Origin of the sequence: Bacillus sp. ISL-51 (genome assembly GCF_018613535.1) — a bacterium.
Lineage (GTDB): Bacteria > Bacillota > Bacilli > Bacillales > Bacillaceae > Bacillus.
Genome location: NZ_JAGGQB010000011.1, coordinates 1 through 17465, shown reverse-complemented (window position 1 = coordinate 17465; position 17465 = coordinate 1). Strand labels below are relative to the sequence as shown.

The following is a 17465-nucleotide window of genomic DNA, read 5'->3' as shown; positions in this document are numbered from 1 at the left end:
TTTAGATACGCTACATGTGATGAGTCTCAATATGGCATTCTTCAAACGGCGTAAGAAACCAGAAAAATATATATATTTAAAAGGTTGCTGTAACAGGACTAGCCCTTGCCCGTACTTGTTAATGTAAGGTTAATGTAAGGTTCGGATTAATACAGGTTAAGGTTGGAGTTGTACAATAAGATTGTACTTCAGTGAGGGATTCAGTCAAAAGGATTCCCCTTCAATAAATCATAGAGGTGAAAAGGTTTGAGAGAAAATAAAATTTTGTCTTCATTATGTTACTTCAGTGTATTTTTTGCGCCGTTTCTGTTTCCGATGATCGTCTATTTCTTAGGTCAGGACGATGTGAAATATCATGCGAAAAAATCTTTGTGGACGCATCTGATTCCTTATTTGATTTTTGGAATTGGCATCATCGGTTCAGGTTTACTTGGTATGAATGATATTAGACATGCTGGGCCTTTCCTGCTTGCGACTTATGCCGTTACGTTTATTATGGCGATCTATTTTTTCATCTGGAACATTGTCAAAGGAATCAAAGTGTTTTCGGAATAATAGGTGAAAAAAACGGTTCTGTTATTGATCAACAGAACCGTTTTTTTGTATAGCCATTATGATAATTGTATATCTATCGTTGTCCCTTTCCCCGCGGTACTGTGAATGGTGATGTCCCCTCCGTGCTTTTGGATAATATCCTTTGCTATGGCCATCCCAAGACCAGATCCCGCATGCATCGTCCCTGTATTCGTCCCCCTGTAATAGCGATCAAACACTTTCTCCAGCTCCTCTTCTTCTATCCCTTTGCCGTTGTCCTTAATTGTCACATGGGTTCGTTCTTTTTGTTCAAGCTGTACAACGATTTTCACATCAGGATCATTGTGTACGAGGGCATTCAAAATGAGATTCGTGACCGCTCTTCTTATCAAGATCACATCGAGATTCAGTATCAATTCTTCTTCGTTGGTTTGAAGCTCAATGGTCTTATCCGCATATCTAGAATCGTTTAAAATATCAATTAATGTTTCCCGTAACAGCGCTACAAGGTTTACCTGCTCTTTATTTAACATCACATCGTTGTTTTTCAGCCTTGTCGTTAAATTTAAATCCTCCATCACATCTTTGATATAGAGTGATTTATTCTCAATGATTTGGGCGTAATCTCTGATCTCTTCGTCTGAAAGAGGATAATTCGGATCTTTGATGATTTCTGCATAGCCTTGAATAGATGCTAATGGTGTTTTAATGTCATGAGAAATATGACTGATCCATTCTTCACGCATTTGCTCTAATTTATCTTTTTCTTTTTTGCTTGATGATAGTTGTTCCGATAAGTGATTGACATTATAAAACACATCTTTATAAATGCCTTTGGATGGCAATTTGATCGTGTAATCTCCATTAGCTAATCGTTGGATTCCTTGAATGACACGACTCAGCGGTTTTGTGAGCTGCCGGCTGAATAGATACCCAATGAGTAACGCGATCACTGCATCTATTGATAATAAAATGATGGTCCCTACATTGAACTTCGTCACTAATTCCTTGGTATCATATGAGAGGATATACTTTGCGAGAGAGGGATTTTTAAACCCTATAAAGTAACTGTACTCCTTGCCGTTCACTTTTTTTCCGCTGGCGTAAATGGTTGATAATAATTGCTCATCCTTATATTTATGTAAATTCACAATTTCAATAGGCGTATATTTTTTCTTCAGTCCTTTAGGTTCTCTATCATGATAAACATCTTGTCCGTTTTCATCCAATATTTGAATCCATGCATTCTGTTCTTTTAAGGCTTTTTGTCCCTCTTTGTTTACTGTGATACCATTGTTCGATAAGGTGACATATTGTTGGAATGATCTCGTGAAGGATTCCGGCGTATTTTGATCGTCATCATGATGGCTGCTCGCTTGGAAAACGAGCCAAATCATAAAAACAAATAAATTAATGAAGACTGTAATGATGGTCACTATGATGACAGATACCATGTATCTACCTGTTAATCGCCAATTCATACTTAAGCATCCTTTACAACAAATTTGTAGCCTAACCCTTTCACTGTGACGAGAAAGTCTGGTTTTGATGGGCTGGTTTCTATTTTCTCACGGAGTCTGCGTATATGAACCATCACCGTATTGTCAGAACCGAAGAAATCTTCTCCCCATACCGTTTGATAGAGTGTTTCTTTACTGATCACGCGATTGGGATGCTGCAAAAAATAGGTCATGAGCATGAGTTCTTTCGGTGTTAACTCAATAGCCGCTCCGTTTTTGGTGAGCTCGGCTTGTTGTTGGTTTAATTCAAAGGGCCCTTTTTTTATCACGGTATCAGTTTGGGACGGCTGTAAGTAAGATGATCTTCTTAGCTGTGCTTTGACCCGGTATGCTACTTCTTTAGGACTGAAGGGTTTTGTAATATAGTCGTCCCCGCCGATGGCAAGTCCCACAATTTTGTCCGTTTCCTCTCCTTTTGCCGACAAAAAGATAATCGGAACATGTGAAATATCTCTTATTTGCTTGCAGATATCATAGCCTTCACCGTCTGGCAGCATGATATCCAATAAAACCAGATCTGGATTTTCTTGATGAAATTGAGCCAATCCATCACGGACAGTAGAAGCGGTGATCACGTGATCAATGCCTTCTCTTATTAATACTGTTTTGATCAGGTCCAAAATTTCTTTTTCGTCATCTATAATTAAAACTTTGTTGTGATGTCGTGACATACATTGTTCACTCCTTGAGGTCATTGTCATTATTATACCCAATGTCCGTGCATAGTTAAAAAAATCAACACTTCTCTTCTACTCACAGAAAATAAGCCAATTTTCTTTTTCGAGTGAGAAAATTGGCTTATTGCTATGATGATGCCTTTAACGCTTTACGACAAATATTGTCACGCTTTGAGCTGGAAGATGGGCCTAAAAATGATTGCCCGTTACATTGAGATCCGTTCCAGGATGAAGATTGCTGCTGCTCGTGATCCATCTAGATACTTGCGAAGCAGATCCATTCTTTGGTTGACCCCTGTATTGCTTTTATTAATGGCAACAATCACGACTTTAGTCGCCTTTATATGCTGAGACGTAAACATTCGGTTCGGGATTTTTCGTTGCATCAATCCGTACATAGCCAGGACGCACAAACTTCGAGAAATGAGCCATATTGTAACCGCGTTTGCTGATTGTACCGTCTTCTTTCATAGGACCGTATGATCTGCGGATGTACCACCAAACATAAGCTTGAAAATCTCCTTTTAATAAAAAATGCCGCTGACTGCAATCAGCGGCATTTTGCCCTGGATCATTTACATTTTGTCAAACTTTGTGTTACCAGCAAACGATCCCGTTGACAGTTGTTCTTCAAGAACAAGTCCGTGTTGATGCCGTTCTTCAATCCTTTTGATAATAGATCGAATTGCATCCGCATTTTCTTCGATATTGTGAGGGTCAAAGATCGTCACATGGTCTCCTTTTAATTTGTACTCAAGGTAATGCTGTGCGGTTGATTGCGTCCATCCTCTATTGGTCAAATCGCCGCATAGAAAATGATGAATGTTGGCGTTAACCGCGCCGGAATTGATCAGTTTATTGTGATACGTGAGATAGCTTCTGATTTTATCCTTAATCGAAGGAATAGTTAATAATTCTCTATAATAATCCGGAATGATATCCAGATTCCGATGGATGATCTCTTCGGTTTCCTCTTCTGATAAATAAGTCACCGAAACGGCTATTTTAGAATCCAGCATAATAATGTCCGATACAATGCGCCCGCGCTTCTCCAAGGCTTTGGCAACCTCAAAAGCCAAATTCGACCCCGAGGAGTAACCAAGTAAAACAAAAGGCCCTTGTTCTTGAATGCCTATCATGCTTTCTGCATATCGGTCAACTATCTCTTTCTCGTAAGACGGCTCTTCTAAGAAATCAGCGGCATAGACGGTGCAGTGGCCGTCAAGTCTTTTCGCCATTTCATTATAAACCAGCCCGTACCCGATTAAAGGCGGGAAACAGAACACAGGGATTGAACCGTTCTGATTCATCTTGACGAATACGTTATCCGTCTTGGACTCGAAAACTGCCGCTTGAATGGCGCGTGCCATTGTTTCGATGGTCGGAAAATCGTATACGGTTTGATAATGCATTTTGATTCCCATACTGGTGTTAATCTGATGAATAACTTGCAAAACTTTGAGCGAATGGCCGCCAACGTCAAAGAAATTATCTTTAATTCCCGGGTCACTGAGAGCTAAAATGTTCTTCCATATCTCGGCCAGCTGCTTTTCAATTAACGTTTCGGGTGCTGCGTATTCGGTTCCGGTGAGCCTATTTCCCTCAGGAGCCGGCAAAGCTTTTCGATCGATTTTTCCATTAGCGGTTATCGGCAACTTCTCTATTTGTACAAAATAAGCCGGTATCATATACGCGGGCAGTTTGTTCAGCAAATGACGCTTCAGCTGCGCCGTATTTAATGACTCGTCTCCTGACAAGTAGGCGCACAGCTGCTTTGAGCCCTCTTCTTCAATCGCGATGACGACCGCTTCTTTGACAGATTCCAGTTGCAATAAAGCCGCTTCGACCTCGCCAATTTCAATCCGGTAGCCCCGGATTTTCACCTGATGATCAATTCTTCCCAAATACTCGATATTGCCGTCAGGCAGCCATCGGGCGACATCTCCCGTTTTGTACATTTTTTCGCCTGCGGCAAACGGGTGTTCAACAAATTTTTCGGCCGTTAATTCCGGGCGGTTCAAATATCCTCTGGCCAGTCCCTCTCCTGCAACATAGAGCTCTCCCGGTATGCCCATTGGCTGAAGCCGCTGATATTCATCCAAAATATACGCTTGGAGGGTAGGAATAGGCTGTCCGATGTTGCTTCTGCCCTCGTCGATTTCTCGTTCCGTGATTTCTTTATATGTGACATGAACGGTGGTTTCTGTGATGCCGTACATATTGATTAATTGCGTTAAAGGATATTTAAGCTTCCAGTCTTTCAAGAAGGATGGACTTAACGCCTCTCCGCCAAATATGATTTTTCGGATGTCTAAATTGGATTCGGGATCTGCTCTCTCCTCCTGCATCAGTTGGTAGAAATAACTTGGCGTTTGATTTAAAATCGTCACAGCTTCCGACTTTAACAATTGCAAATAGCTCTCCGGGTTTTGCGCTATTTGTTTCGGAACAATCACTAATTTGCCCCCATACAGCAGCGCTCCGTACATTTCCCATACCGAAAAATCAAAGCAGAAGGAATGAAACAAGGTCCATGTGTCCGATGCGTTAAAATCAAATAAGTTTTTGTTGTTAAATAATAGACGGACCACATTTTTATGTTCAATGAGCGTTCCTTTCGGATTCCCCGTTGTTCCAGATGTATAGATGACGTAGGCTAATTGATTTGGCGCTGCCCTTCGATTGAGATTGGCTGCTTCGGCTTCGTATGATGACGGATCGTCAAGGAAGACAGCATGACTTTGATAAGCGGTGCATTCTTGAAGATGATTTTGCAATAATAATATAGAGACGTTAGAATCTTCAAGCATATAATGGATGCGTTCCTTCGGATATTCCGGATCGACCGGTACGTAAACTCCCCCCGCTTTCAAAATAGCGAGGATGCCTATCACCATCTCCGGGGAACGTTCCGCCATAATGCCAACAAGCTGTTCAGCCTGAAGACCTTTGGCAACCAAGGTTCGGGCCAACTGATTGGCGCGTTCATTTAATGCGCGATACGTCAGCTTCTTATCTTCAAAAACAATCGCCACTTGCTCCGGCGTTCGCTCCGCTTGTTCCTCGAACAATTGATGAATCGTCTTTTCCTTTGGATAATCAGCCGCCGTATCGTTAAACTTCTCTATCAGGAGCGATCGTTCATCCGCTGTTAATATATCCAGTTCTTGGATGAGAGTTTCCTGATCGTCCGCCATTTGCTTAATGATTTGCATGAAATGCGCCTGCATCCGCTCGACACTTGCTTGATCATAAACATCGCGATTGTATACAAAACGAATTTCAATTTCTCCGGCCGGCATAACTATAAAAGTAAAATCGTAATGGGTATGTTCTTCCATATGAAAATCGATAATGTCTAATGCTTTGTCATCCTGCTTCATATGTTCCATTTGTTTCTCGACCGGATAATTCTCAAATACCATAATATGATTGATCAACTGCTGCCTTTGCTCAGTTTGAGCCTGAATTTCATACAACGGAAATGTATCGTATGCTTGAGAAGCCAGTGCCCGCTCCTGATTCATTTTCAATACTTGTGCAGCTGTCATTTCAGGTTGCGTATAAATACGTACGGGAATGGTATTGATAAATAAACCGACCATGGTTTCTATTCCCGGAATTTCTGCCGGCCGGCCGGATACGACCGTGCCGAAAACGACATCCTGACTCCCGTTATATCTTTGCAGCAATAAGCCCCATGCGGTTTGTATCCATGTATTGACGGTGACTTGATGGTGGCTTGCGGCCCGTTTGATCTCGTCTGTGAGCTGCTTTCCTAAACGAAACGCGCGTTCTCCTTTTTCATATCCTTTCTCCTGGTTTGAAGATTGTTCTTGTAACAAAACAGTTTGCCCTTCATAGCCGTCCAAATAATTACGCCAATAGGCTGCTGCCTGCTTGTGATCTTGTTTATCCAGCCATTCGATATATCGGCTGTATGGAGTGACGGCTCCCCGCTTCGGCTGCCTCCGCTCAAGAATCGCATAATAGGTTTCAAACACTTCTTTCGTAACAAGAGGCAAACACCAGCCATCCATTAAAATATGATGAAAACTCCATATCAATCGCGCTTGGTTTTCCTCTGTCCGCAGGATCGATACGCGCATTAAAGCATCTCGGGTGAGATTGAATCCTCGCGCCTTATCTCTTCTCGCAAAATCGGCAATAAACTCGCTGCGTTGATGACTGTTCATGCTGCGAATATCTTCAACGACCGTTTCAATCGGCTTTTGCCGGAATACGATCTGCAAAGGCTGATCTTTCCATTCTGTATAAAAAGTAGTTCGAAGAATGTCATATCTTTCGGCCAGCTGCGCAAAACTCATCCTAAATGCCTCGATATCCAAGACACCTTTCAGATCAAAAGCGGCTTGTTCATAGTAAGCTTCGGAAGCCGAATCGATCAGGCTATGGAACAGCATCCCCTTCTGCATAGGGGTTAATGGGTATATATTTTCAATTTCACCAAGATGATGCGTTTGTTGCACAAATTGATCTAGTTCACCGATCGTTATATCTTTTAACGAAATATCGCTTGGCGTCAGGTGAATTTGATCTTGAGCATCACAATGTTCGATGACTTGCTGCAAACTGCTTTTTAAGAGATCTGCGCATGTTTCCATTGTTTCTCTTTGATATTGTTTACCGCAATAACTGATTGCCAGCGACAATTGGCCGTTTGAAATCATGCCGTTGATATCAAGTGCATAGGTTATGGGGCGCTTGTCACTGGCTGTTTTCCCGCTTGAGTAAGGAGATACCTCCATCCTGCCGTTTCGGAAATCTTGATCAAATTGACCCAAATAATTGAAACTGATTTCCGGATGTCCGGTAAATTCGGAAGCCTTCGGGTGATCGGACAAATATTTGATCAGGCCATATCCTATTCCTTTTTGGGGGATCTTACGTAAATTTTCTTTCACTGTTTTAATCCGCTGCGAGATATCCTGATCAGCCTTGATTTGGAGCGAAACCGGGTATAGGCTTGTGAACCAGCCCACTGTACGCGAAATATCGAGATCTGGAATAATAGACTCTCTGCCGTGTCCTTCAAGGTGAATGAGAATGTCTTCATATCCAGTCCAACGACGAATAGCAATCCCCAGCCCAGTCAGCAATAAGTCGTTCATTTCTGTCGTATAAGCCCGGTGAGCGTTTTTTAATAAACGGCCTGTTTCCTCAGCCGTCCATTGGACGATGATCGTTTCCCGATCTTCGGCCAGGCCGATTTCCCGCTCGTTATCCTTTGGCAATAATTGTACTGGAGCTTGTTCATGCTGAAACCAGTATTGATTTTTTATTTCAAATTCCGGGCTTCCTGCATAACGTTTCAACTGTTCAGCCCATAACAGGTAAGAGTCCGTTTTCTTCGGAAGCCGGATCGCTTCTCTGTTTTGAACCTGCTCATAAGCAGCCGCTATATCCTCGATTAAAATTCTCCATGAAACGCCATCGATGACCAAATGATGGATCGCAATCAGCAAATGATCTCCCTCTTGACACCGAAACAATCCCAGTTTCATGAGCGGACCTTCGGCTAATTGAATGGATTGCTGAATCTCATTGGATATCGTTTCTATCGCCTGGGAAACATTTTTTTCTTCGAGTAATGAGATCACTTCAAGACTGAATAGATCACCTTCATCGATCCCCCGATTTCGGGCTTCGTATCCATGTTTTGTCGGAACATAGACCATGCGCAAAGCATCGTGATGCTCTGTAATCTTCTTCATGACTTCCCGAAGCTTCGATTCATCCAGTCCCTCTTTCCAATAAAGCATAACCGCTTGATTATAATGGTGTAGTTCCGGGTATTTCTGGGCAAAAAACCAATGCTGAATCGGTGTCAGCAGCGCCTGGCCTTTAATTTCTCCTTGTTCTGCGATTCGGGTTACCGGCTCTACGTAAGGAACAAGCTCGGAGATCGTTGGGTATTTAAACAAGTGTTTGATTTCAAACTTATACCCGGCTTGGTATAATCTTGAGGACACTTGAATCGACTTAATGGAATCGCCCCCCAATTCGAAGAAATGATCCGAGACTCCGACCCGTTCTAAGCCTAATACCGACTCCCACACTGCGGTTAGTATTTTTTCCAGTTCTGTGCGTGGAGGTTCATAGTTCATACCTGTAAGATTCTCTCTTGGAGAAGGAAGCGCTTGACGATCTATTTTCCCGTTGTAAGTAAGCGGCATCTCTTTCAACTGAACGAAATAAGCAGGTATCATATAGGATGGAAGCTGCCGGGACAGCTGTTCACGGAGCTCGCCTGCCGTTAAATCATGTTGTGCGGTATAATAGGCGCACAAGGATGTTTCCCCATCGATTTCTTGTGCAATAACGATGGCTTCCTGGATCGCCGGTATATGAAAAAAAGCGGCTTCGACTTCGCCAATTTCAATGCGATAACCGCGGATTTTTACCTGGTGATCGATTCGGCCCAAATACTCGATATTGCCGTCAGGCAGCCATCTTGCTAAGTCTCCCGTCCGGTACATCCGCTCCCCTGCTGCAAACGGGTGATCTGCAAACTTCTCCGCCGTCAGCTCCGGACGTTTCAAGTAGCCCCTTGCAAGCCCATCGCCCGCTATGCACAGTTCTCCTGCCACACCGGTCGGCTGCATATGTTCCAAATCGGCATGTAATATATACAATTGAATGTTGGAAATCGGTTTGCCTATCGGAATCGATGCATACTTTTCTTCCGACTGGCATTCAAAGTATGACACATCAATTGTTGCCTCAGTCGGTCCGTACAAGTTGATGATTTGAGCCTGGCTCACCGACGTGATGATGCGTTTGAAGCCTGCCACATGTACAGTCTTCAAAGCCTCGCCGCTTGCAAACACATGTCTTAATGACGCTAACTTTTGTTTCAACATCTCGCTTGGCTTCTGATCCATGGATTCCAGAAAGGCATGCAGCATCGCCGGTACAAAATGCATTGTGCTGACACCTTTTTCTGCAATCGTATCCAAAATCAACTCGGGGTTCTTTTCTCCTCCGCTTGGCAGCAGCGCCAGTTTAGAACCTGCCATCGTCCACCAGAACAGTTCCCACACCGAAACATCAAAGGTGATCGCAGTTTTTTGCAGAATCACATCCCGCTCATCCAGAGGATACTTTTCCTGCATCCACACCAGCCGATTGATCACTGAACGATGCTCTACCATTACACCTTTTGGCTTGCCCGTTGACCCTGATGTATAAATAACATAGGCCAAATGATTCGGGCCGGCAGCCGGCTCTGTATTCGAACCGTCTTCACAAAAGTTTTGCGGATCTTTCATATCCAGCACTTTCCCCGTAAAAGGTACTCTCTCTCGCAAATGATTCTGCACTAATAACAACTTCGTATCCGAATCCTCCAATATGTATCGAATCCGTTCCTCCGGATAGCTCGGGTCAATCGGCACATACGCCCCACCGGCTTTCAAGATCGCGAAGATCCCTACAATCATATTCAGGGAGCGTTCGGCCATAATCCCAACCGGCTGATCAGGCTTTACGCCTTCTGATTGCAACGTCCGAGCGAGTCGATTCGCCTTTTCATTCAGTTCCCGGTACGTCAGTTGGCTATCCTCGTATACAACAGCCGTTTGATCCGGCGTACGTTCCGCTTGTTCCTCAAACAATTGATGAATCGTTTTTTCTCTTGGATACTCGGCAGCCGTTTGATTATAGGCGATGAATTTATTTGTTTCTGAATCTGACAGAATATTAAGCTGGCGGATCGTAAGGTCGGGTTGAAATAACATGATCGAAAAAATCCGATTTAAATGTTCGATCACTTGCATCATATATTGACGATCATAAGCATCCTCATTATAAGTTACCTTTACATGAATAGAGTCATCCCCCATGTCAAATTGAAATAAAGTATCCGAAGCAACTGTTTCTTTGAAACGAGTGGGGTGAATTTGATCTAATGATACGATCGTAGGGATCATTGGCAAATGATTCGAATCGTAATTCAGGCTCAATGGACCGGCCATTTTATCAAAGGGCACCTGCTGATGTAAGATAGCTCCGTTCAGCGTATGTTTGAATTCATTAAATATGGATTTAAACGTGCTGTTTGCCATTATGTTTTGCTTGATTAACATGACTTGATCCAAGCGAAGGTTCTCATCCGTTTCGTCTTCAAAGGTTGGAACACCTAAAACAATGCGCTCTTCCCCCGTATATTTGTACAAAAGGCATTCGATTCCAACCAAGAGAACCATATAAACGGCCATTGGCGATTTATTCGTCATAGTCATGATACGCAGGGATACATCGGATCTCAATGAACTGTGAATACAGTTAGGGGCACTCGACGCATTGTGCTCTATTGTTGAGTCCGACATTTGAAACGAAGGGAATGCAATGGGACGATCTTCCGCATCGAACATGCTGCTCCAGAATAATTCCTGTTGTTTAAATTCTGACATTAATATCCCTCCAGTAAATTTAAGCCGGCTGGCGGCTGTCCCCGCAAAAACATCATGCCGGGGACAGCCATTACCGGCCGTTTTTAGAAATTCAATTCGATTTCGCTTGCGTATTGTTCACTTTTGTTTACTTTCTCACTTAATTGAATTTCTTTTAAAGGAATCAATGGGTTTTGTATAATCGCTGACAGAATCATGGCGTAATCCTTGCTCAACGTAGCGATGGTTTTCTGTTTAAATAGCTTCGTACAATAATCAAAGCTTCCTCGAACCTCATGCGGGTTCATCACGAAGGTCAGCTGCAAATCAAATTTGGCCGCCGTATTCGTTTGTTCATATGGTCTGACAGCGAGAGAATCCACTTCGATATCCGTTTGTTCCGTATTTTGCAGCACGAACATCGTATCGAATAACGGATTGCGGCTTAAATCACGTTTCACTCCCAGTTTCTCAACTAATTCTTCAAAAGGATATTCTTGATTTTCATAAGCTTTCAGCATCGTTTCTTTTGTTTCCGTTACATAGTCCATAAAGGTCTTTTCTCCAGCCGGAGCCGTACGGATGGCCAGCGTATTCACAAACATCCCGATGATATGCTGTAAATCTTCATGCATTCTTCCCGCAATAGGCGTACCGACGATGATATCTTCTTGACCGCTGTATTTGGCCAGCAGTATGTTATAGGCTGACAGCAAGATCATATAAGCGGTCGATCCGGTCAATTCTTCCATCTGTTTTATACCTTGGACCACAGTCTCATCGAGAACAAAATTGTATTGCTTCCCTTCAAAGCTTCGAACTCGCGGTCTGGCAAAATCTTTCGGCAGCTCAAGCGAGGGGAGCTCCTCATGAAATACATTCAGCCAATAGTCCTCCTGCCTCTTGATGCGTTCCCTCTGCTCTGTCTGCTGCTGCCATACAGTGAAGTCTTTGTATTGAATCCTTAGCGGGGCTAATTCTTTGCCGTCATACAATTGAATCAGTTCTTCAACAAAGATATTCATAGAAGCGCCGTCCGTGACGATATGGTGCATGTCAAACATGAAAACATGCCTGTCCTGTTCTAATTCAATGAGTCCGGCTCGAAGCAATGGAGCCTGGCTAAGATCGAATGTTCGCACGAAATTGCGGAACAGCTCCTCGACCTCCTCATCCGCTGCCTTGTACCTTTCTATAGAGAACTCAGCCTGTGGCTTGATCACCTGCATCAGTTCACCTCGAATCATTTCAAATCCGGTTCGAAGCGATTCATGGCGCTGAATCAGCCTGTGGAACGCAGATTGTAAACGATCCATGTCGATCCTGCCTTCCAATGTCAAAATCCCCGGCATGTTGTAACCTAGTTCTCCGCCTTCAATTTGTGTAGACAGGTAAACCATCTTTTGTACGGAAGATACAGGATAAACATCTTTGACTTCTGCAACAGGGATTTCATCCGGTCCGCAGGTTTCCGCGCCTGCAATGACCTTCGCCATTTCTTCAACCGTCGGGTATTGAAACACTTCTCTCAATGAAATGCTTTTGTTGAATTGCTTATGGATCTTGGTAACGAGCGTCATCCCCCGTAACGAATGCCCGCCGAGATCGAAAAAGTTATCTTTCACGCCAACTTGTTCTAACTTTAATACTTCTTTCCAGATGTGAACCAGCTGCTCTTCCGGTTTTGTCCTTGGAGCAACATAGTCAATCCCGGTCTGCAAGCCTGCTTCAGGCAGCGGTAACGCGCTGCGATTCACTTTTCCATTGGAGGTTAGCGGCATTTTCTCCAGCTGGATCAGGTATGAAGGAACCATATAGCCCGGTATTTGATTAGAGAGCTTTTCTTTAAGCTGACTGATCGGCACTGATTGCTCCCCTGTAAAATAGGCATACAAATCGCTTTGCCCCTCTGCATTTTCTCTGGCTAGGATAACAGCTTCTTGTACATGCTCGATGTTGAGAAGAGCGGCTTCAACCTCGCCAAGTTCGATCCGGTAACCGCGAATTTTGACTTGATGATCCTTTCTTCCGGCATATTCAATGTTTCCATCCGGCAGGTAACAGGCAAGATCGCCTGTTTTATACATCCGCTCTCCGGTTACAAACGGATCGGCCACAAACTTTTCACCCGTTAATTCAGGCAAGTTCAGATAACCCCGTCCTACTCCGTCTCCGGCAATGCACAGCTCACCCTTTACACCTATTGGCAGCAGCTGATCGCGGGAATCAACAATATACACACGGTTGTTGCCCAGCGGCTTGCCGATCGGAACGTAACCACCGTCGTCAGCAGATGTCAATGTCTCCGGCACGATATGAAAGACCGATGCGTCCACGCAGGTTTCCGTCGGACCGTATACATTGGTTATGGCCGGCATTGACCCGTTCGAAGCGAACAATTCCAGCAATTGCGCCACCGTCGCCCGCGGGAGCGCCTCTCCTCCAATGAGCATGTGCCGGATCGTTACCCCATGAAGGCTATCTGCAGCAATAAGCAATTGCAAATGTGCCGGTGTTCCATCTGTCACGTCAATGCGGTGGTTGCGATAATAGCTTGACAAGGCATGACCGTCCGATACTGATGTTTTGGGAACGATAAACAGCGCATGTCCCCCTAACAGCGATGCGAAAATTTGTTTTACCGATGCATCGAAATAATAGGGAGCCAGCAGAGACACATGCAATCCCGGATCATAAGCACCGTACACTTGTCCGCGGAGCCCTTCCATCAAATGAAGAACTTGGCGATGCTCAATCAGCGTGCCTTTTGGCTTGCCGGTTGTGCCTGATGTGTAGATCACATACGCCAAGTGATCCGGTCTGGCTGCCGTCACCAGATTCGAACCATCCCCGCCGTTCATTCGTTCGCCATCCAGCAGCAAAAGCTCTCCGGCAAACGATACATGCTCCTGTAAATGACGCTGCGACAGCAGCACCTTTGCTCCTGAATCCTCCAGAATATAGCGGATGCGTTCCTTCGGGCTATCAGGGTCCATCGGCACATACGCGCCCCCGGCTTTCAGAATCGCCATAATCCCCACGATCATCTCCAGAGAACGCTCTGCCAGTATGCCCACAGGCTGGTCAGGCTGCACGCCTTTATTTCTTAAAATCCGCGCCAGCCGGTTCGCCCGTTCGTTCAGCTCACGGTACGTTAATCGGCTTTCCTCGTAAACTACGGCCACTTGCTCCGGCATGCGCTCCGTCTGCTCCTCGAATAATTGGTGAATTGTTTTGTCCCGAGGATAGTCTATCGCCGGTTGGTCCCATCTCTCCAAAATCTGCTCTTTCTCCTGCGCCGTGATCATCTCCAGCGATGAAAGCGGCGCCTGCGGATCACTTGCAATAGCCTCGATCAATTGGATAAAGTGCTTTGCCATGCGTTCCGCAGTTTCCTGCTTGTACAGCGATGCCGCGTAACTGATAACACCTGTAATTCCTTCCTCTTTCTCTGCCGCTTGGAACGTCAGGTCGAACTTCGCCATCGCATGGTTGTTCGGATAAGGGGTAAAACGCACGTCTTCGAGGCTCAATTCTCCTCGTTCTGTGTTTTGCCATATGAACATCGTGTCAAACAGCGGATGGCGGCTGAAATCTCGGGACACATTCAGCTTGTCCACCAGTTCATCGAATGGATACTCCTGGTTTTCGTACGCTTTTAATGTATGCTCTTTGACTTCCTGCATGTACTCCCGAAATGTTTTTTCCCCAACCGGATTCGTTCGTATCGCCAGCGTGCCCACGAACATGCCGATTAAGCTTTCCAAATCCGTATGCGTTCTTCCGGCAATCGGGCTGCCTACTACGATGTCTTCTTGCCCGCTGTATTTGGCAAGCATGGTCGTATAAGCAGCCAGCAGCACCATGTACAGCGTGCTTTCGCTCTTTACCGCCAAACCTTTCAGCTGTTCCGTCAAGGCCGGTCCGATGACAAACTCGATTTGTCCTCCTTCAAAGCTTCGCACAGCCGGTCTTCCATAGTCGGTTGGCATATCCAGCACCGGAATCTCTCCGCTGAACACATCCAGCCAGTACGCTTCCTGCTGCTTCATCCGTTCGCTTTGGATATCCGACAGCTGCCACGCCGCATAATCTTTATACTGAATCCGCAATGGCGGCAGTTCTTTTCCCTCATATAATGAGACGAACTCTTCAATCAAATTGCGGATAGATACGCCGTCAGAAATGATATGATGCATGTCAAACAGCAGCAAATGGCGGTCTTTTGCAAGCTCAATGAGTCCTACCCGCAGCAGCGGCGCTTTCTCCAAGTCAAATGCTCGCACAAACCCATGAACGAGGGCTTCCGCCTTTTCTTCTTCCGCCTGAGTGAATTCCGCTGCAAATTGCACGTCCTCATAAATCCGCTGCACCGGTTCTCCGTCTATCAGTTCAAAGCCGGTTCGCAGCGTCTCATGGCGCTGAATCAGCTTGCGGATCGCCTTCTCGACAAGGTCCCGATCCAGAGCTCCTTCGACTCTCAAGACACTCGGCATGTTGTAGCTCAGCTCTCCGCCTTTCAGCTGATTCAAAATGTACAGTCGTTTTTGCGCCGAGGAGACGGCATAGTATTCTTTTGCTTCAATGGTCGGGATAGATGTATATGCAGTGTGTTCCATACCGGTAATCATTTCTGCCATTTCTTCAATTGTTGGCGATCGGAACACTTCCCGCAGCGGCAGGCTGACACCCATCTCTTTGTGCAGCTTCGCTATCAGAGTCGTTGCCCGCAGCGAGTGACCGCCAACGTCGAAGAAATTGTCTTTCACGCCGATACGCGGAAGTGCAAGCACCTCTTGCCAGATATTCGCTAGCTGCGCTTCCGCCGCTGTACGAGGAGCCACGTATTCGACTCCCGTTTGCACGCCTCCCTCTGGTGCTGGCAACGCTTTGCGGTCGACTTTTCCGTTTACAGTGAGCGGAATTGATTCAACAAAAGCCCATTTTACGGGAATCATATAGTCAGGAAGGTCTTTGGCCAGATCTGTCCGTAATGCTGAAGGATCAGTCGCTTTTGATACGCTGCAGTACGCGCACAATTCATTTTCACCCGCAGCGTTTTTTTGAATAAGAACGGCTGCTTCTTTCACCGCCGGGTGATTGGCCAATATCACCTCAATTTCCTTCGGTTCGATCCGATAGCCCCTGATTTTCGCCTGATCGTCAATACGGCCGATGTATTCAATTTGCCCGTCCGCACGCAGCCTTGCCAAATCCCCGGTGCGGTACATGACCGCTCCCTTTCTGAACGGATCAGGCAAAAATTTCTCTCCCGTTAAAGACGGGTTATTCGCATAGCCTCTCCCGGTATTTGCTCCCGAAATATACAGTTCTCCCGCCACGCCCAAGGGCTGAAGCTGTTTGTTCTTGCTGATGATATACATATTGTTATGGCATATCGGTTTGCCGATCGGAGGATACTCAGGAATATCATCTCCCGGACGAATGGTGTACGCCGACACGACATGAGTTTCTGACGGACCGTAATGATTGTGCAAATGCATGCCGTGTGTGCGGAGCACTTGCTGAAATAAACGGGAGACGGTCAATTGCTCTCCTGCTGTAATCACATGCTTCACACAGCGCGGAAATGAATGTGCATAGCTCTCCTCGTTAAAAAGCATCTTGACAAAAGCGGTCGGGAAAAATACAACGTCCGTCTGATGTTTAGTAATAAACGAAAACAGCTGAGCCGCGTCCCGCTTGATCGATTCAGGCACGATGTGAAGCGTGCCGCCGCTGAGCAGGGCTGTAAACAGCTCTTGATAACAGACGTCAAACGCCGGAGATGCGTATTGAAGCACATTGGTTTTGAAATCGATGCCTGAGTGTGTCAATTGGTCATGCAGCAAGTTGGCCATATTTCTATGTTCAAGCAGGACACCCTTCGGTTTCCCCGTCGTTCCTGATGTATAAATGACGTAAAGCAGATCCGCCGCCGTGTTTATCGTCTGGACATTGCTTCCGTCCGGTTCAGTCTCAGCTTCTTCTAAGTATGTGACAAGCTGCGTTGTTGCCTCCGGGACTGACTGGTCTTTCTCTGTTACAACATGAGCGCAGCCGCTGTTTTCCATGATGTAGCGGATTCGTTCGGCAGGATGGCTCGGATCAATCGGAACAAAAGCCCCGCCCGCTTTTAAAATGCCGAGGACAGCCGCTCCTAATGATGGTGAACGCCCGGTGATCACAGCCACCGGCTCTTGATGCTTCACACCCCGTTTTCGGAGAATCCGCGCCAGTTTATTGGCCGTTTCGTTCAGCTCTTTGTAAGAAATCACCGCATCTTCGTATTGAATTGCGATTTCCTGCGGCGTTTGTGC

Annotated in this window: 5 protein-coding genes and 1 pseudogene; 1 reads left to right on the top strand and 5 read right to left on the bottom strand. The window is 45.4% G+C overall.

All coding sequences use genetic code 11. The features are described 5' to 3' along the window. The first annotated feature begins 246 nt into the window (after positions 1-246). Complete coding sequence (locus J7E26_RS14360) at positions 247-555, top strand: magnetosome magnetite crystal formation protein family (RefSeq protein ID WP_214798996.1); 309 nt, start codon at positions 247-249, stop codon at positions 553-555. Positions 556-611: 56 nt separating this feature from the next. Here the strand turns inward: J7E26_RS14360 and J7E26_RS14355 are convergent, their stop codons facing one another. From J7E26_RS14355 to J7E26_RS14335, 5 genes and pseudogenes are all read right to left on the bottom strand, one after another. After that, positions 612-2015 (bottom strand): sensor histidine kinase, encoded by a 1404-nt coding sequence (locus tag J7E26_RS14355; protein ID WP_214798994.1) that lies wholly within the window; start codon positions 2013-2015, stop codon positions 612-614. Between the two features lie 2 nt (positions 2016-2017). After that, the gene (locus J7E26_RS14350) at positions 2018-2725 is read right to left on the bottom strand and encodes a response regulator transcription factor (RefSeq protein ID WP_214798992.1); all 708 of its coding nucleotides are present in this window, start codon (positions 2723-2725) and stop codon (positions 2018-2020) included. Between the two features lie 195 nt (positions 2726-2920). Beyond that, positions 2921-3256, bottom strand: a pseudogene (locus J7E26_RS14345) (glucuronoxylanase); the annotation flags it as partial. A gap of 50 nt (positions 3257-3306) precedes the next feature. Continuing rightward, positions 3307-11166 carry a non-ribosomal peptide synthetase gene (locus tag J7E26_RS14340; RefSeq protein ID WP_214813591.1) on the bottom strand — a complete coding sequence of 2620 codons (7860 nt, stop codon included), beginning with the start codon at positions 11164-11166 and terminating at the stop codon, positions 3307-3309. Positions 11167-11249: 83 nt separating this feature from the next. Continuing rightward, positions 11250-17465, bottom strand: a 6216-nt coding sequence (locus J7E26_RS14335) for an amino acid adenylation domain-containing protein (protein WP_214813589.1), incomplete at its 5' end; no start/stop codon positions are given.